Annotated in this window: 15 protein-coding genes and 1 tRNA gene; 5 read left to right on the top strand and 11 right to left on the bottom strand. The window is 58.4% G+C overall.

Annotation, left to right across the window (positions count from 1 at the left end):
* Positions 1-149: 149 nt before the first annotated feature.
* Positions 150-2168, bottom strand: coding sequence for an NAD-dependent DNA ligase LigA (gene ligA / locus PG062_RS09205; protein ID WP_270752073.1), 2019 nt, complete (start codon positions 2166-2168; stop codon positions 150-152).
* A 181-nt stretch (positions 2169-2349) separates the two neighbouring features.
* Positions 2350-2425, bottom strand: a tRNA-Ala gene (locus PG062_RS09200).
* A 170-nt stretch (positions 2426-2595) separates the two neighbouring features.
* Between PG062_RS09200 and PG062_RS09195 the strand changes: the two genes are divergently transcribed.
* Positions 2596-3225 carry a sporulation protein YunB gene (locus tag PG062_RS09195; RefSeq protein WP_270752072.1) on the top strand — a complete coding sequence of 210 codons (630 nt, stop codon included), beginning with the start codon at positions 2596-2598 and terminating at the stop codon, positions 3223-3225.
* A 64-nt stretch (positions 3226-3289) separates the two neighbouring features.
* On the opposite strand, the gene PG062_RS09190 is transcribed toward PG062_RS09195, so the two are convergent.
* From PG062_RS09190 to PG062_RS09155, 8 genes are all read right to left on the bottom strand, one after another.
* Positions 3290-4564, bottom strand: a complete 1275-nt coding sequence (locus PG062_RS09190) for a chloride channel protein (protein WP_270752071.1) — start codon at positions 4562-4564, stop codon at positions 3290-3292.
* 36 nt (positions 4565-4600) lie between these two features.
* Positions 4601-5203, bottom strand: a complete 603-nt coding sequence (locus PG062_RS09185; RefSeq protein ID WP_113999458.1) for a ribonuclease M5 — start codon at positions 5201-5203, stop codon at positions 4601-4603.
* A complete protein-coding gene (gene holA, locus PG062_RS09180) occupies positions 5200-6231 on the bottom strand; it encodes a DNA polymerase III subunit delta (RefSeq protein WP_270752070.1) in 1032 nt (343 codons plus the stop codon). The genes PG062_RS09185 and holA overlap by 4 nt, the downstream gene beginning before the upstream one ends.
* On the bottom strand, positions 6218-8350 hold the full coding sequence (locus tag PG062_RS09175; RefSeq protein ID WP_270752069.1) for a ComEC/Rec2 family competence protein: 2133 nt from the start codon (positions 8348-8350) through the stop codon (positions 6218-6220). Before PG062_RS09175 ends, holA begins: the two co-directional genes overlap by 14 nt.
* 6 nt (positions 8351-8356) lie before the next feature.
* Positions 8357-8896 (bottom strand): phosphoribosyltransferase family protein, encoded by a 540-nt coding sequence (locus PG062_RS09170; RefSeq protein WP_113999455.1) that lies wholly within the window; start codon positions 8894-8896, stop codon positions 8357-8359.
* A 43-nt stretch (positions 8897-8939) separates the two neighbouring features.
* Positions 8940-9284, bottom strand: a complete 345-nt coding sequence (locus PG062_RS09165; protein ID WP_270752068.1) for a histidine triad nucleotide-binding protein — start codon at positions 9282-9284, stop codon at positions 8940-8942.
* A 76-nt stretch (positions 9285-9360) separates the two neighbouring features.
* Entirely contained in the window at positions 9361-12021 is a 2661-nt protein-coding gene (gene alaS, locus PG062_RS09160; RefSeq protein ID WP_270752067.1) for an alanine--tRNA ligase, read from the bottom strand.
* Between the two features lie 383 nt (positions 12022-12404).
* A complete protein-coding gene (locus tag PG062_RS09155; RefSeq protein WP_270752066.1) occupies positions 12405-14024 on the bottom strand; it encodes a peptidoglycan D,D-transpeptidase FtsI family protein in 1620 nt (539 codons plus the stop codon).
* A gap of 238 nt (positions 14025-14262) precedes the next feature.
* Between PG062_RS09155 and PG062_RS09150 the strand changes: the two genes are divergently transcribed.
* The 3 genes from PG062_RS09150 to PG062_RS09140 are packed head-to-tail and all read left to right on the top strand — an operon-like array spanning position 14263 to position 16371.
* A complete protein-coding gene (locus PG062_RS09150) occupies positions 14263-15219 on the top strand; it encodes a hypothetical protein (protein WP_270752065.1) in 957 nt (318 codons plus the stop codon).
* Entirely contained in the window at positions 15219-15452 is a 234-nt protein-coding gene (locus PG062_RS09145; RefSeq protein WP_113999450.1) for a helix-turn-helix domain-containing protein, read from the top strand. Before PG062_RS09150 ends, PG062_RS09145 begins: the two co-directional genes overlap by 1 nt.
* A complete protein-coding gene (locus tag PG062_RS09140) occupies positions 15442-16371 on the top strand; it encodes a hypothetical protein (protein WP_270752064.1) in 930 nt (309 codons plus the stop codon). Before PG062_RS09145 ends, PG062_RS09140 begins: the two co-directional genes overlap by 11 nt.
* A 240-nt stretch (positions 16372-16611) precedes the next feature.
* On the opposite strand, the gene PG062_RS09135 is transcribed toward PG062_RS09140, so the two are convergent.
* On the bottom strand, positions 16612-17169 hold the full coding sequence (locus PG062_RS09135) for a VanZ family protein (RefSeq protein WP_270752063.1): 558 nt from the start codon (positions 17167-17169) through the stop codon (positions 16612-16614).
* A 450-nt stretch (positions 17170-17619) separates the two neighbouring features.
* On the opposite strand from PG062_RS09135, the gene PG062_RS09130 reads away from it, so the two are divergent.
* Positions 17620-17907 (top strand): helix-turn-helix transcriptional regulator, encoded by a 288-nt coding sequence (locus PG062_RS09130; RefSeq protein ID WP_270752062.1) that lies wholly within the window; start codon positions 17620-17622, stop codon positions 17905-17907.
* Positions 17908-17960 lie beyond the last annotated feature (53 nt).

Genomic DNA, 17960 nt, shown 5'->3' with positions numbered 1-17960 from the left:
TGCAATGTTCATAGCAGATTTCAAAGTTTCTCCGCGGCGGGATGATGGCAGATATTGATAAATATAAAATAGCTCCCCCGGCAGCGTTCCACGCGGTAATGCGGGACTGCTTGTCGAGGGAGTTTTCTTGCTTATCGCTTATTGATTTATCAGGTTTCTTCTTCCGGTTCCGGCTGTTCTGCCGGGGCGGGGGCTACCATGCGCAGGAACTCGGCTTCGTCAATCACGGGGATGCCGAGCGTTTGGGCTTTGGTCAGCTTGGAGCCTGCCGCGGCACCGGCCAGAACATAGGCTGTTTTTTTGGAAACAGAGCCACTGGCCTTGCCGCCGTTCTGCACGATCATGGCCTCGGCTTCCTGGCGGGAAAGGGTGGGCAGTGTGCCGGTCACAACGATCGTCATTCCGGCAAGGGCCGTTCCCTTCTTTTCGCCGTGCCACTGCATATTTACACCCGCATCGGCCAGGCGGTGCAGCAAATCCGCAGTACCGTCTTTGGCAAAGAACTCCACCACGCTCTGCGCCATCACGCCGCCGAAGCCATCAATGCTGCTGATGTCCTCCGCTGCGGCGTTTCTCAGGGCGTCCATACTGCCAAAATGCTCAGCCAGCAGGGCGGCGGCTTTATCGCCAATATTGCGGATACCAAGACCGAACACCAGTTTATCCAGGTTGTTCTGCTTAGAGGAAGCAATGGCTTTGAGCAGGTTCTCAGCGCTCTTGGCTTTGAATTTATCCAGCGTCAGCAGCTGATCTTTGGTCAGGTCGTACAGGTCTGCTACTGAGTGCACCAGCTGGCGGTCAATCAGCTGCTGGGCGATTGCTTCGCCCAGGCCGTCAATGGCCATGGCAGTGCGGGAGGCAAAATGGATGAGGTTGCGCAGGCTCTGGGCCGGGCATTCCGGGTTGACGCACCGCAGGGCGGCTTCATCCTGCAGGTGTACCACCGGCGCCCCGCAGGACGGGCAGACCCGCGGCATATGGTACGGCACTGAGTTTTCGCCGTGGCGCACCACACCGATGACTTCCGGGATGATATCCCCCGCTTTGCGCACCTGGATGGTATCGCCAATACGGACGTCCATCGCTTCGATGATATCCTCATTGTGCAGGTTGGCGCGGGAAACGCTGGTACCCGCCAGAAAAATGGGGTCAAACACCGCGGTGGGAGTCAGCACGCCGGTGCGGCCAACAGTGACTTCGATATCACGGACGGTGCTTTCCTTGACTTCCGGCGGATACTTGAAGGCAATAGCCCAGCGCGGGAACTTGTTGGTGCTGCCAAGGGTCTGACGCGCAGTAAGATCGTTGACCTTGATAACAGCGCCGTCCATATCAAAATCAAGGGTGCCGCGGGCTTCGCCAATGCGCTGGATCTCGGCAATGGCATCCTCAATGTTGGTATATACGTTATAGCGCGGGGATACCGGGAAGCCGAGGGACTTGATATAATCCAGCGTTTCGCTGTGGGTGGTAAAGGTTTTGCCCTCCACCTGCTGCAGGTTGAACACAAAGATAGAAAGCCCGCGGGCTGCCGTGATCTTGGCATCTTTCTGCCGTAGAGAGCCAGCCGCCGCGTTGCGGGGGTTCTTGAACGGAGTTTTATCCTCCAGCTCCTGCTGCTCCTTCAGGGCAAAAAACGCGGCGTGCGGCATGTAAACTTCGCCGCGCACTTCCAGAAATTCGGGGGCATTGGGGATTTCTTTGGGGATAGACTTGATGGTGGCAAGGTTTTCGGTCACGTCCTCCCCCACCAGGCCATCGCCGCGGGTGGAGCCGCGGGTCAGGCGGCCGTTGCGGTATTCCAGGCTGACAGAAAGGCCGTCGATTTTGATTTCTACCACATATTCCGGCGTAACGCCTGCTTCCCGCACGCGCTGGTCAAACTCGCGCAGTTCATCCAGCGAGAAAGCATCCTGCAGGCTTTCCATTTTAACAGCGTGGGCCACCTTGCTGAACTTGCCGCTGGGGGTGCCGCCCACATGCTGGGTAGGGCTGTCCGGCGTGACAAGCTGCGGGAATTGGGCTTCGATGGTTTTCAGCTCGCGGGTCAGCTGGTCATACTCGTAATCTTCCAGTTCCGGGGCGTCCTGGTCATAATACAGACGGTTATTCTTTTCAATCACAGCGCGCAGTTCTGCTGCACGTTTGCGGGCCTGCTCCAGTTCCATGGTAGTATTTCCTCCGTTTGCGCGGTTATTCGGCTTACTCTTCCGAGTTTGGTTTGCTTTTTCAATGCACTTTAGTATGCCCGGCTGCGGGCAGATATAGAAAAGGCCGCCCTGCCTGTGGGCGGCTTGGACGCGATATAAAACGAAAAGCGCCCGGCAAAATTGCCAAGCGCTTTTGTTCTGGTGGAGATTACCGGGATCGAACCGGTGACCTCTTGCATGCCATGCAAGCGCTCTCCCAGCTGAGCTAAACCCCCAGATGCTTTGCCGTGGTTGGCTTTTCAACCGGCGACAGGTGTTATTATAACAGGGTGTTGGGTATTTGTCAACTAATTTTTTGAAAGTTTTGGGAGTTTGGCTCACTTTTTTGCTTTGCCGGGCATAGCATGGGCTGCGCGGAAAATAAAGCGGCGGGAGGTGATGCCCCATGCGCAAGTGCCGCAGTGCCGGGCGCCGCAGCCGCCATGCCGGGCTTTGGCGGCGGCTGGCATTGGCAGCGGCAGTTTTCTGCCTTTGCTGGCACCTGGCCGACTGCATTGAAGATGCCATGTGGCCCGCCATGCGGGAAGTTGCCCAGCACGAATGCCGCAGCCTTGTGGTGCAGTGCCTGAACACGGCGGTCTATGGCGAGCTTTCCGCCAACCCGCAGCGGTATGCCGGGCTGTACACGCTGAACGGTGGCTGCCTGCTGGGGGACAGCGAACGGATCAACACCGCGCGGGCAGCCCTGGTGCAAACCGCCCAGCAGGCATTGAATGCCATGCCGAAAAATGACATCAGCATTTCCTTAGGCAGCTTATCCGGCAGCATTTTCCTGTTGGAAATGGGGCCGGGCTGGACGGTGCACCTGAACCCGGACGGGTATGTGGAGGGGCGCATGGAAGAAACCATGGAGCCCGCCGCCATCAACCGCACCCGATTTACGGCGGACCTTGTGCTGGAAACCACAGTGAATGTTATCCTGAACGGCCGCGCCGCGCTGACCCAGGTGGAAGTACGGGTGCCGTTGGCCAGCTTTTTGTTGGATGGCGATGTGCCCGCTTATTATGGCAGTTGAATGATAAAAGCCGCAGCCCGCGGCAGGCTTTTCCCCCCCTGCTTCGGGCTGCGGTTATACGGTTTTAATGATGGTTGTGGCCACGAATGATGCGGTATTCCGGTTCCAGCTTATCCGTCAGGAACAGCTGGCTGTGGTAAAGCCCGGCATAGCCGGAAAGCGCATAGGTAATGCCGCACACGATGGCAAAGTACCAAAGCCCCTGCGCACCGAACAGCTCGATTGCCAGCACCAGTGATGCCACCACGCAGTTGCTGGCACCGCAGAACACGCCAGCCAACCCAAGGGCTGCGCCAAAGCCCGCCGGGATGCCCAGCAGCGGCGCGGCCACACAGCCAAAGGTTGCCCCCACAAAAAAGCTGGGCACGACCTCACCACCCTTAAAGCCAGAGCTGAGGGTAAGGGCGGTGAGCAGGATCTTGACGATCCAGTCCCATGGCAGGGCCTGGCCCTGTTCCACCGCAGCGGCGATGATGTTCACGCCCGCGCCGTTATAGCGCATGCTGCCATACAGCAGGGTGAACACCACCACCACACAGCCGCCCAAAAAGGCCCGCACCCACGGGTTGGGCAGCAGCTTGGGCAGGCCGTGCGCAGCGCTGTGCAGCACAAAGCAGAACAGATGCACCACCACCGCGCAGGCCAGCGCCAGCAGCACGACCCGCACGACCATGGCAGGTTCAAACGCCGGGGCTTCTACCGCAAAGCGCGTAGGGGTAACGCCGATAAGCCGAGCAACGCCATAGGCAATGATTGCCGCCGTAAAGCACGGGATATACGCCGCATAGAACACAACGCCCACGTTGACAATCGTCATGGCAAAAAAGGTTGCGGCAAGCGGGGTGCTGAACAAAGCGGAAAAGAACGCCGCCATACCGCACTGCACGGCCATGCGGCGCTCGTGCTCATTCAGGTGCAGCACGCCGCCGGCCCACCAGCCGATGGTGCCGCCCATCTGCAAAGCAGCGCCCTCGCGCCCGGCACTGCCGCCGCCCAAGTGGGTGAGCACCGTGCTGATAAACATGACCGGCAGCAGCCAGAACCGGATGGGCTTGCCATCCTTGACGCAGTCGATCATATCATCGGTCGAAACGCCCTCCAGCTTTGCCGCTTTATAAAATGCCACGATGACAAGGCCGATGACCGGCAGCAAAAACAGGATGGCGGTGTGTTCGGTCCGCAGTTCGGTTACACGCTCCACAGCCAGATCAAACGCCGCACCAATGATACCGCAGGGCACGCCGGTAATCATGGCCAGTGCCAGCCATTTCAACAGCTCTTTTGCGCAGAACCATACGCGGCCCGCGCAGGATACGATTCTTTCCCTGATGTTTTCCATCCGATAGTTTTTCCCTTCTACTTTGCAATAATTCCGTTACTTCATCGCCTCCAGCTGCGCCTGCAATGCGTCGCGGGTATACAGCGTATTGAGTACCTGAATGATCTCTTTTTTGCTCAGCCGCGGCGGCAGGCCCAGAATGCGCAGGAACGTGCGCCGCCGCTCGCTGGCGTTGGCGCTGCCGCTTAAGCCCCACTCATACAGATCGGTATAGGTAATGGGGTCCGTGTTCTGCTGCTGGGCCTGCAGGGGGGCCGCGGCCAGGGCGGTATGCAGCCCCTGCAGAATCAGGGCATCGTCCACACCTTCCACGCCAAGCAGGCCCTCCTTGCCGGGTTCCGGTTTGCGGGGTTCCTTACCGGGCACGGCGGGGATATAGGCCTGCAGCACGTTTTGCGGCCCCACAAGGCCGGTGATGTAGTGGCGTATCTTAAAGCCTGCGGCGTCGGAGTCCGTCAGCAAAATCATGCCCTGGGCGGCGGCAATGCGTTTGAAGAGCGCCTGCATGGTTTTGTCCTTAAAGATAGCAAAACCGTCTGTTGTCAGGATGGTGGCATCCACAAGGTTGGCCAGGCGGGCGGCATCGTATTTGCCTTCCACCACAAGGGCCTGGGTCAGGTTCAATTTATTCTGGTTCATGCACGGCTCCTTGCCAGCGAAAGTTCGCAGATGGCTTTTTGCATCAGCAGCGGGGCATCCAGACGGCTGCCTTTCAAATCCAGGTCCAGCTTTTGCAGAATGCGCAGGCTTTCTTCGATCTGGCTGCGCTGAAAGCGGGCGGCAGTCTGATCCGCGTTGCCAAGGCGGTAGTTCCATTTGCCGGTATACTTAAAATCCTTGGCCAGGTCCGCCAGCGGGCGGCGGCTCTTTTTAGCCAAAAAAGCCCGGTAAATATCCAGATAGTTGCCGATCAGCGCGCCGGTAATAAGGATCGGCTCGTTTTGCAGTTCCAGCAGGGTTTGCAGTTTGGCCAGAGCCTGGCGGGTGTTGCCCGCCGCCACCAGCTTGACCATATCAAAGGTATCAGCGTCCAGCGTGACGGTGCCAAGCTGCTGAATCATTTGGGTAGTGATGGTGGTATAGCCACTGAGCGCTGCCAGCTTGGCGATCTCATTTTGCAGCAAAAACTGGTCGTCGCCGCAGCGGTCCAGCAGGGCGGCTTCGGCACCGGGGGCAAAGGTGGTGTGATACTCCCCTGCCCAAGTGCGGGCCATCTCCTGCAAGGCGGCGCGGCCGGGTTTAGCGATCTGTACACAGTAGCCCAGTTTTTCGCATGCGGCGATGAGCTTTTGCTCCCGCTTGCCAGGCTTGATTTTGCCGTATTTTTCTTCCAGCAGGCTGGTCAGCACAAAGACGGCGTTCTCGGTATCGGAAAGGGTATCGCAGAGCTCCTGCAAATCTTTATCCGAATAGGCAGACGGACGAATGAGCGGCAGCATAACCAGCCGGCGGCCGCCAAAGAACGAGATGGTGCCCGCCGCCAGCACAATATCCTCCACACTGGGGGTGGGGCCATCCAGCGTAGTGGTATCGGGAGCTTCTTCGCTCAAAAACTTTTCGGCTTTGGCGGCGGCGCTGCGCACCAGAGCTTCATCACTGGCATAAAAGTAAAACACCGGGCAGCCGGACTTGAGACGTTTTTTCAGTTCGGTTTCACTGTACAGCAAGGGGCTGCACCTCCTCATACACAACACTTTTGCCGGGGCGCACCACGGCAGTCGGGTTTTCGGCATCGTAATAAACAGGGGTATCCCCCGCTTTGGACAGCCATTTGGGTGTTTGCTGGTTGCACAAAATTGCCTTTGCCTGAATGGCTTCCGGGCAGCTGCCACCCGCGCAGTACAGATCCACTGCCACTGGATCGGCCAGGATCAGCTTGCCCGCACTGGCCGCGGCGTGCCAGCCGCCGACATCCAGTACCGCAAGGGTTGCGGCGTTGGTGTGCAGCAAATCAACTTCCACGGTATCCAGCAGCTGCAGATGAGTCAGGCCCTGCGGCAGGTCGGCAATGGTCAGCAGCTGCGCGGTCTGCAAAGGCATTTCGCCGGGTTCGGTGCGCAGGTCAATCACTGCGGCAAGTTCCGGCGCGCCGTTCTGGGTCAGGTACTGCTGTACCGCACGGCCATTGGCGGCGCTGCCGCGGTAGAGCACCACGGCGCGGTTATTCTGCACCGCCACCACGCAGCCATTGCCCGCGGTGCCCACCATGGCCAGGCGTACCACATCGCGCTGCATGGTGCCGCCCAACATAACGGCTGCCACTGCGCACACAAAGCCAACGGGCACAAAGCGGCGCAGCTGCCGGGTGCGCCAGAAGAGCGCCGCCAGCACAGCAAAAACAGCCAGCACCCACAAAGTATACCGCACCGGCAGGGCAATGTGGGCCACCGGAAGAGCCGCGCACCAGGCGGCCAGGGTGGTCATCAGGCGCAGCACAATGCCAAGCAGCAGGCTTGCCCCGTGGAACAGCGGGTCCAGCACCGGCACAAAGGAAAGCACCAGCGCCAGAATCCCCAGCCGCAGCGCCGGGCCAAGCAGCCACACCACCAACAGGTTGGCGGGCACTGCGGCACCACTGGCTGCCATGCCGTGCAGCAGCAAGACCGGTAAGGTTGCCAAAGTGGCCAGTACCGCAGTCTGCACCGCATCCACCGCGCGGAGCACGATGGCAAGTGGCAGCGGCAGGGCGGTTTGCCGCCTTTGGTTATGGCGGGCCGCATAGCGCACCTGCACAAACTGTGTTTGCCGTTTGGCCAGCGCCGAAGCTGCCAGCACGCCCAATACCCCGCAGACGGAAAGCTGGAAGCCGATATCACACGGGGCAAAAGGCTGCTGCACCCCAATGATGATGGCGGCCAACGCCAGCGCGGTAAGGGAATCCGGCGGCTGGAGCAAAAGGCTGCCCACCAGCATGATGAGGAACATAACGCCCGCACGGAACACCGAGAACGGCAGCCCTGTCAGCCCCATATAGAGCAGCAGAACCGTGATTTGCAGCAGGACCCGCGGAACCGAGAACCGGCTGCGCCGCCCCTGCCCCATGGCAAACAGGCCGCACAGCAGCGCCACATGCAGGCCGGAAACCGCCAGCAGGTGGGCAATGCCCGCCGTGCGGAAGGTATCACTCCATTCGTCCGTCAGTTCGCTTTTCTCGCCCAGCAGCATGGCAGCTTCCACCCCGGCAAGATTTTGTGGCAAGTAGGTGGTTAACCGTTTGGCAAACGCCTGCCGCAGGTGGTACAGCCGGTACGGCAGCGCATCCGAGGTTTCCTGCCAGATATAATCCGCCTGATAGGATGCCCCCAGCCACGTACCCTTGGCATAGCGGGACATGCGGTAAGAGTCCGCCCGCAGGGGCTGCAGTTGGAACTGCCCGGTAATGATATCCCCTGCTTCGGAATACGGCAGGTCTGTGCAGTATACTTTAAGCGAGGTTTTGCGGCCATCCAGCCGGGTGATAAGCAGCGTTGCCCGCACATTGCCCGGCTGCCAGGAGGTTTCGGCGTCCGGCTGCACAATGGCAGTACAGGCATAGGTTTGCCCTGCCAGGCTTTGGGCCGGTTTTACCACGGCCAGCTGGTAAGCAGCGCTCCACACCAGGCCAGCCAGCAGCCCTGCCACGGCGGGCAGCGCAAAGCGGGCCGCCCGGCGCTGGGTAAAGGCAGCAAAGAGGAACAGCGATATAAAAAGTGCCGCCGTCAGCAGCGAGGCCAACGGCGGCAGGTACGCCGCGGCCAGCTCTGCCAATGCGAAGGCAAGACCAAAGCCAGCCAGCTTACGAGTCATGAGTTTTTAGTGGGCAAACAGGGGCAGCGGTTCAAGGAAGATGATATCCTTGCGCTCGGCTGCATCGCCTTCCGCCAGAACAGCTGCCTGGGCCACAATGGTGCCGGAGCTGCGGGCTGCCAGTGCATCCAGCGCATGCAGGCTGCCGCCGGTGGAAATCACGTCATCCACAACCAGGATGCGCTTGCCGTTCATATAGTCAAGGTCTTTTTTATCAATGACCAGGGTCTGCTTGCCGGCGGTGGTGATGGACTGATCCTCCACGATGACCGGATCCGCCATGTACCCCTTGACACCCTTGCGGGCGGGGATCCACTGCTTGCCGCTCTGGCGGGACATTTCGTATGCCAGGGGGATGCCCTTGGCCTCGGCGGTCAGGATGACATCAAAATCCGGGCACTTTTCCAGCAGGGCCTTGGCGCAGGCAATGGTCAGCTCAACATCGCTGAACATGATGAATGCGGCAATGTCCAGATGGTCATTGATTTTGCAGATGGGCAATTCACGGGTCAGGCCTGCCACATGCAGGGTATAGGTTTTTGCCATAGTAAACAACCTCTTTTCACATTTCGGTGCAAAGGAGCCTGCATCAGCCCGGAGGCCATGCAAGGCTGCGCTTTGCCAGCACATGGAAGTGCAGGTGCTTCACGCTCTGGCCGCCATCGGCACCAACGTTGGTCACAACGCGGTAGCCGCTTTCGTCCACGCCAAGCTGCTTGCACAGGTCGGCGATGGTGGCGTAAATGTGGCCCAGCAGCGCAGCGTCCGCTTCGGTAAGCTTTGCCGCAGATTCAATATGCTGCTTGGGGATTACCAGAAAATGCACCGGTGCCTGCGGGTCAATATCATAAAATGCCAGCAGAGTGTCATCCTCATACAGCTTATTGGACGGGATCTGGCCCGCTGCGATTTTGCAAAACAGGCAGTCATCCATCGGTTTTGCCCCCTTTCCCAGGGTGCGGGGCGGTTGGCCCGGAACCCCAAAATTGTACAGTTGTATTATAGCACGCTCAGTTTGCTTTTTCCAGGTTTTCTTTCACAATGCCTTCCACAGCGTTCAGTGCATCGTCGATCTTGGAAGTATCGCGGATACCGGCCATGGCGAAGTCCGGCTTGCCGCCGCCGTTGCCGCCTGCAATGGCAGCGATCTGCTTAACCAGGGCACCAGCCTTCAGACCGCGGGCCAGGGCGTTTTTGCCAACGCCGACAGCCAGGGTGGTCTTGCTGCCATCGGCGCCGATCAAAGCGCCGACTGCGTTGGGCTCTTTATCACGCAGTTTATCCATCATGCTGCGCAGGGTATCAGGGGTGGTGCCGTTCAGATAAACGGTAACAATGCGCACGCCGTCAACCTCGACAGCATTCTGGAACAGGCCGTCGATCTGGCTGGATGCCAGCTTCGCCTTGGCGATCTCCAGCTGCTTGTTGGCCTCTTTCAGCTCAGCGGTCACAGCCTGGGCACGGGCGGCAACATCCTTCATGTTGTTGGCCTTCAGGGCAACAGCGGTGTTGGCCAGTTCAGCGGTACGGTCGTCCAGCAGGTTCAGCACGCCGTAACCGGTGGTGGCCTCAATGCGGCGGATACCGGCGGCAACGCTGGCTTCGGACAGGATCTTGAAGCAGCCGATCTGGGCAGTGTTTTTGACATGGGTGCCGCCGCAGAACTCAACGCTCCAGCCGCCTGCATCCACAACGCGGACAACCTTGCCGTACTTTTCGCCAAACAGAGCCATAGCGCCCATCTTTTTGGCTTCCTCAATGGGCAGGTTCTGGATGGTGACAGGCAGAGCGGCAAAGATTTTTTCGTTCACGCGCTTTTCCACTTCCACAAGTTCTTCGGGGGTAACGGCGTTGAAATGGGTAAAGTCAAAGCGGGTGATCTTGTCGTCCTGGTAGCTGCCGGCCTGGTGGACATGCTCGCCCAGCACTTCGCGCAGGGCTTTCTGCATCAGGTGGGTGGCGGTGTGGTTGCGGCAGATGGAAGCGCGGCGCTGTTCATCCACAGCAGCGGTTACGGTATCGCCTACGCGGATGGTGCCGTCCAGCAGGGTGCAGGTGTGAACATAGAAGCCTTTGGGGGTCTTTTTGACCTGGTTGACTTTCAGGTTTGCAGTGCCGCTGGTCAGGTAGCCGTGGTCAGCAACCTGGCCGCCCATCTCGGCATAGAACGGGGTACGGTCCAGAACGACCAGCACATTCTCGCGCTCTTCATAGTCGGTGGAAACCGCATCGTTCAGTTCTTCGCCGTCAGACAGGGCCAGAACCTTGGCGGTTTCTTTCAGCACATCATAGCCGTCAAACTCGGTCGGCTCAGCGTTCAGTTCACCGAACAGGTCCTCGCTCCAGCCGGAGATATCCTTGGCCAGGCGCTCGGCACGGGCGCGCTCACGCTGGCGGGTCATCTCGACATGGAAAGCAGCTTCGTCAATGCCAAGGCCGGCTTCGGCAGCGATCTCCTTGGTCAGATCAAGCGGGAAGCCGAAGGTATCGTTCAGCTTGAAAACATCCAAGCCGGACAGGATCTTCTTGTGGGTCTCGTGCAGGTGCTGGATCATGCCGTTCAGGATGTTCATGCCGGAGTCAATGGTCTTATAGAAGCGCTCTTCCTCGGTGCCAATAACTTTCTTGATATAGGATTCATGCTCGCGCAGTTCGGGGTAACCAACCTCGCTGGAGACGATAACGGTATCCACCAGATCAGTCAGGAACGGATGGTCGATGCCCAGCATACGGCCATGGCGGGCAGCGCGGCGCAGCAAGCGGCGCATAACATAGCCGCGGCCTTCGTTGGAGGGCAGGATGCCGTCAGAAGCCATGAACACGGTAGCGCGGATATGGTCGGTGATGACGCGGATGGAGATATCGTCCTTCTCGTTTGCACCGTACTGTTTGCCGGAGATGCGCTCCACATGGTGCAGAACAGCGGCAACGGTATCGACCTCGAACAGGTTATCCACATCCTGCATGACAACGGCCAGACGCTCCAGGCCCATGCCGGTATCAATGTTCGGTTTGGGCAGCAGCGCATAGGTGCCCTTGCCATCGGAATCATACTGGCTGAACACCAGGTTCCAGATTTCCATGAAGCGGTCGCAGTCACAGCCAACGCCGCAGGTCGGCTTGCCGCAACCATACTTCAGGCCGCGGTCAAAGTAGATCTCACTGCAGGGGCCGCACGGACCGGAGCCATGCTCCCAGAAGTTATCCTCTTTGCCCAGGCGGACCATGTGGTCTTCGGGGATGCCGACAGACTTGGTCCAGATATCATAGGCCTCGTCATCGTCCTGATAGACAGAGATATACAGGCGGTCAGCGGGGATTTCCAGCTCTTTGGTCAGGAACTCCCAAGCCCAGGGAATGACCTCTTTCTTGAAATAATCCTGGAAGCTGAAGTTGCCCAACATTTCAAAGAAGCAGCCATGGCGTGCGGTAATGCCGACGCGCTCAATATCCGGGGTACGGATGCACTTCTGGCAGGTGGTAACACGGTGGCGGGGCGGTTCTTCCTGGCCAAGGAACCACTTTTTCATAGGTGCCATACCGCTGTTGATAAGCAGCAGGCTGGGGTCGTCTTTGGGCACCAGCGGGAAGCTGCCAAGGCGCAGATGGCCTTTGCCTTCAAAATAGTGCAGGTATTTTTCGCGTAATTCGTTAAGTCCTGTCCACTGCATGATCCTGATTCTCCATTTCGTATGCTGAAATAATTGGGATACTGTTTTGCCCCAGGTTTTACCACAGCCGCAAAAAAAGGAAAAGAAAAACGGCCTTTGCCCCGCCAGACAGCTACAATGCCGTCCAGCACAGGGGCGAAAGCCGTATAACTTCCGTGGTACCACCCAGATTGCAGGCTGTGCAGCCTGCCGCTTTGGTGCGCCTTAACGCGGCGCATACGTCCGATTTTTTCGGAAGCTCCGGGGCGGCACTGCCCTGCCCGCACCGGGTGCCTTGCAGCTTAGCGGCACCCTCTCTGAATGGCTGCGGATAATGGGGCATTAACCCTTTCAACGCTATTTTTCCTTTTACCCTATGATTATATGCCAGCGTTCGGTGCTTGTCAACTGTTTTCTGCCGGTTTTTCTGTTATAGCTGCATCCAGAACGGCAAGGGCATCCGCTACCTGGGCAAACAGGGCGGCGCTGCTGGTTTGGGGCTTTTGCTGGGAATCCTGCAAAACGGTGATGGTATAGCGCGGAGCATCCGCCGGGTAAAAACCGGCAAACCAGTAATGCAGCAGCTCCCTGCCGTCTGCATCAAACTGGCCGGTCTGAGCCGTGCCGGTTTTACCGGCGGCGGTACCGGTATGGGGCTGGGCATCGCCGCCAATGCCGCTGCGGACAACGGTTGCCAGCATACTTTGCAGCACCCGTGCAACCGCCGGGCTGCAGGCCGCTGCGGGCTGCGGCTGCTGCGGAACTTGCGTCCCGCCGGTGATGCTGCTGACAATACAGGGGCTGTGATATACCCCGCCGGAGGCTATGGCATTGAACATGGCCGTTACCTGCAATGGGGTAACGGTCAGCCCGCCCTGCCCGAAGGAAAGGCTTGCCAAACTGCCTGCATTTTGCAGGTCTGCCGCGCTGGGCAGCTCCCCCGCCGCGCTCTTCAGCCCCGGCGCCAGCAGGGCCGGGGTGCCAAGGCCAAAGCTCTGCGCGGCATTCAGAATTGCCTGCCCGCCCAGCAGCTGGCCCAGCGCAATAAAGTAACAGTTACAGCTTTGTTCCAGCGCGCCGCGCAGGTTGACGGTGCCGTGCGCCCGCCCCAGCGCACAGCGGAAGGTTTCCCCCGCCGTCTGGATGCTGCCGGTGCAGTCATAGGTGAACCAGTCCAGCCCCTGGGCATAGGCCGCCGCAGCCAGCACCACCTTGAACACCGAACCCGCGCTGAAAGCGGACAGACTGCGGTTAATGAGGGAGGTATCATCGGCGCGGATGCTGGCGGCGATATCATCGGGGTCAAATTCCGGCATACTGGTGCTGGCCAAAATTTGCCCACTGCCCACCTGCATGACGATGATGCAGCCTTTGCTTATATTTTGGGCGGCAATCGCTTCGCAGGCACGCTGGATGTTAGCATCCAGCGTGAGGGTAATGGCTGTGTTGGTACCGCGGGCGGTGGTTTGCACCTGCGGCGTAGTGCCCGCCAACAGATCCCCGCGGGCAGTGGTGGTGCAAAGCACGGCCTGGGCGTCCCCCGCCGCGGCCAAAAGATCATCATAGGCCTTTTCCAGCCCGGTCATACCGTGGCCGTCCCCATCCAGGTAGCCGATCAGGTGACGGGCGATGGGGGTTGGCAGATAGCGCCGGGCATCCGCCACCATGAACACGCCGTTTGCGGACAGATCCTCTTCCACTTCAATCAAAAACGGGGTGATGCTGTTGCGGCGGGCATACAGCTGGGCCTGCTGGGCAAACGGCACAAAGGGAAACAGTGTGGCATAGCTGGAATCCCCCGGTATGCAGAGCGCGTACCACCGCGGAGTAACTCCGGTTAGGGGGCGGCCTATCCTATCATAAAAATTGCCGCGCCGGATGGGGAGCACGGTTTCGCTGACGGTCTGTGCCGCCGCGCTGGCGGCATAGCTTTGGTCCGCCGCGATCCAGAACACACGGCAGAGCACCAGCATCCCTGCACAGAGCATGGCGGTGCAGAGGACAGCAAGGCGGCGGATGCTCATGGGCGTGGTTTCTCCTTTCCTAATATGCTGCACCAAGTGCATGGTATCAGTCACTTGTTGAAGTATCGCCCGCTGCCGCTGGTTTTATGCTTTCTTTTCTGTCTTTTCGGGTGCAGCAAAGCATTGCAAAAGATTTTGCAGTGGAATTATTGACAAACGATAATTCATGTGGTACGCTGATGATAGCAAAATTATTGTTTTATTATAATTTTACTCTATCAGAAAGGATGTGGAAGCGATGAAGCGTTTCCGTGTATTTTATGGCGGGCTGGCGGGGCTTGCCGCGGCCTGTGCGCTGGGGGCATGGTTCGCACCGGTCGAGGCCGGGTGGCTGGCGTTCCCCTGGGTCAGCATCGGGGCCGGGCTGCGGGTGCTTTCGTTAAGCGGCAGTGTGGGCAATGTGGCGGCCTGCGGGCTGTATGCCCTGCTCTGCCTGCTGCCCGCCGGGATTGCGCTGCGGGATATCCGGCACCACTGGCCGCTGGTTGGGTTCAGCGCGGTGCTGGGGCTTGCGCTCTATTTTCTCATCAATCCGGGGCTGCTGGCCCAGCGGATGGGCGGCCTGCCGCAAGAAGTTGTCGTGGCCATGCTGGGGCAGCTGATTTGGGCCGTTGCGCTGGCCTGTGCCGTCTGGCTGCTGTTGGGGGCGCTGCATCGGCGCAGCCTGAACACCAGCAGCCTGCTGCACGGGATGCAGATAGGGCTTTGCCTGCTGGACGGCGCGTTTGTTGTTTCCGTGTTTGGCGTGGGGGTGCTGGATCTGCGCGGGCAGATTGCCGCCGTGCGGCAGGCAAACACCATGCTGGACAATACAGCTTTCGGCACGCTGAACCCCACCGCTTTATTTCTGGTCTGCGGCTGGCTGGTGCAAAGCCTGCCTGCCCTGCTGAACCTTGGCATTGTACATGGGCTGCTGCAGCTGGTTAAGCTCGCCAAGGCGGATCGTTTTGCCCCCGGCATGGCACAGGCCGCCGCGCACTGCGGCACACTGGCCGGCGGAGCTGCGGCGGTGGATGTTACAGTACAAGCAGTGTTTTTGGCAGTACAGCTTTGCGCCGCCGGGCAGCTGCACCAGATGAACAGCGGGCTGCACATTGCCCTGCTGCCCATTCTGTTTGCGGTAGCAGCGCTGCTGTTCAGCCGCTGGCTGGCCGAAGGCTGCGCCCTGCGGGAAGAAAACGAGGGGTTCATCTGATGGCGATCAAAGTGTATCTGGATGAACAGCTGCGGGCACGCGGCATAACGGCCAAAGAACTTTGCGCCAGGGTGGGCATTACCGAAGCAAACCTTTCCATCCTGCGCAGCGGAAAAGCCAAAGGTGTGCGGTTCCACACCATCAACCGCATCTGTTACTATCTGCAATGTGATGTTGGCGATATTTTGAAATTTGACGGCGAACTGGATGAAGGTGATTGTGATGAAACATAATATGTTATTCGGTGCGGGTGCCGCTGCCCTGGCCTGCCTGTTGGGCGGCTGCCGGCTGGCGGTACCGCAGGGCGCGGCAGGGCAGGATACTTTGATCGGCGGGTACGCCACATGGGAGAGCATCCCCTATTTTTCCGAGCATTTTCTTTCCGGTGATCGTTCCCCTGCCCGTCTGTACGCGGACTGGAGCAGCGCCGACCGGCCGGAGGGTGCGCAGTGGCGGAATATTTTCCCCAATGTGACCGGTTATGCGCTGTGCCAGAACACGGCGGAGGATGACGGCGATACTGTTTATCTTGGCAGTGGGGCTGACCCGTATTTCAGCGGCCTTGCCTACAACAGCGCATACAACGGCAGTGAAACCACCGAGAGCATGACCGGCACGCTGTATGCCGATATCGGCCAGATTCGTGGAGATATTACCGGCTTTACATTCAGCCCGGTATACCAGACAGCGGACGGGCAGATCTACCTGGCGGAGGGCCAGCGCGTAACCTGCAGCACGCAAAATCTGGAAGGTTCCAGCCTGTCCCTCTCGGTCAGCGCGGCACAGACTGAAAGCAGCAGCTGGGACGACACCAACAAAACCGAGCAGGGTTTTACCGCCAAACTTTCCTTTTTGTATGCTGCCCAAGCGGTGCGGGTGCTGCAGATGGATGCGGATTATGGGGTATTGGGACAGGCCGACTACCCCGCCGCTGCGGTGCCGGAAGAGCTGAAATTTTTGCCGGGCGCTGAATTTATCCTGCTGGAAAGCCGCAGCACGGATACCGCCGGAACTGAGCACACTGCGCGGCAGATCATTGGGCGCGATGAGCTGGAAGATTACGGGGCGGACGGGCAGATGAAATATGTGACCCTCTACCTGCGCGGAGACGGCCCGCTGGCCGAAGTACACGCCATTGCCCTGAAAGGTTAAGGTGTATCTGAAGCCAAAGAAAATGACGGATATTTCGCAAACACAAGCAGGATTTAAGGCAAAGAGCCTTGGAATCCTTTGTGGACTCCAAGGCTTTTTAACGCAAAATTCGGCGGTGCTTGTAAATTTTCAACTTTTCAGATAAACCCTAAAACAGACCACAAACAACACCACCCGCCGGGCGTGTGGGAAAGCAGCGCAATGCTGCTTTCCCTGCCCCGGCAGGTGGTGTTATTATTTTTATTGTTGTGTTTTGGCCGCTTTGTGCCGCAGCCAGGCAGTGACCAGAAAAGTGATGGCAATGCAGGGCAAAAAACCGAGCGCATCCACGCCGACATCCTGAATCATTCCGGCGCGGCCCGGGATAAAGAGCTGGTGGAATTCATCAGTGCCCGCATAGGCGGTACAGGTCACAGCGCTGATCAGTGCTTCTTGCACAAGCTGTTTGGCCCCGCCCGCTTTGCCTGCGCTGCCAAACAGATGGACGGTGACGGCGGTGCTGACACCGAGAGCACAGTAAATATAAACATGTGCCCACTTGCGAATGTTGGCATTGTCGTTCTGGCTGCTGAACCACTTGGGGGTCAGGCGGTGAGCCGCGGTGGATTCCACTTTTTCCGTTATCTGCTGGCTGAGGGCAGAGGAGCTCTCCCCCGGCTGGGCGGAAAACAGAAAGATTGCCGCCATGATGGCCAATGTAACGCACAGCATCACCGCGCGCACAAGTTTCAGCTTATTGTTCTGCTCCGGCATTCCCGTACCTCCGCGTTCCATCGTGCCATCATGTACAATACACATGGCATACTTGAAAAGCATACCAGTTTTGCGGTGCAGAATCAAGCGAAAAAAAGACACATCCGCATGGATTGTACGATGTTATATTTATTTTATCTTTCACTTTATTATTTCTGCTCTTATTGGCTGCAAAACCGCAAAAAGGGCCGCAGCCCTTACGGACTGCGGCCCTACATATTACTTTATGCGGTGCGGCTATTAAATCAGTACATCTTTTAGTAGCGTATCCAGCACCGCCTGCACTTCCGGTGCGTGAAAGTCGATCAGTTGTTCCAACGGGGATTCCCTCGCTTTGCCTTAGCGTTGCGGTGGAAGTGATAATGTTCTTAGCACTTTCAGCCTATACTAACAAGTATCTTATCGCCTTCGAGGCAAATTAACAAGATTCTCGGCGTTTTTTACCAAAAGTGATATGAAGCACCTATACTTATGGCAAAGAAAGGCGGGAAAAAGATGATTGGAGCACGATTAGCCGACCTGCGAGATTGGAATAACCAAACGCAGGAAGATCTCGCCAAAGCCCTTAATGTTGCAACCTCTACCATCCGCAGTTGGGAGCATGAAAAGAGTTCCCCAAACCACGAGATGTTGATTGCCATTTGCAGGTACTATGGCACCTCTGCCGACTACCTGCTGGGTCTGACCGACATCGCCCCCTCGGACGAGGCTCGCAAACAGCGCCAGCGCCTGACCGAAGAAGAACAGAACGAGATGCACCGCTACGAAGAATATCTGCTCTAGAAACGCAAAAAATAAGCCGCCCAGCGAGACCGTAAGGTCGCTGGGCGGCTGTT

Source organism: Gemmiger qucibialis (assembly GCF_027689445.1).
GTDB classification, from domain to species: Bacteria; Bacillota; Clostridia; order Oscillospirales; family Ruminococcaceae; genus Gemmiger; species Gemmiger qucibialis.
The sequence above is the reverse complement of the archived record's forward strand: the minus strand, read 5'-3'. Positions and strand labels throughout refer to the sequence as shown.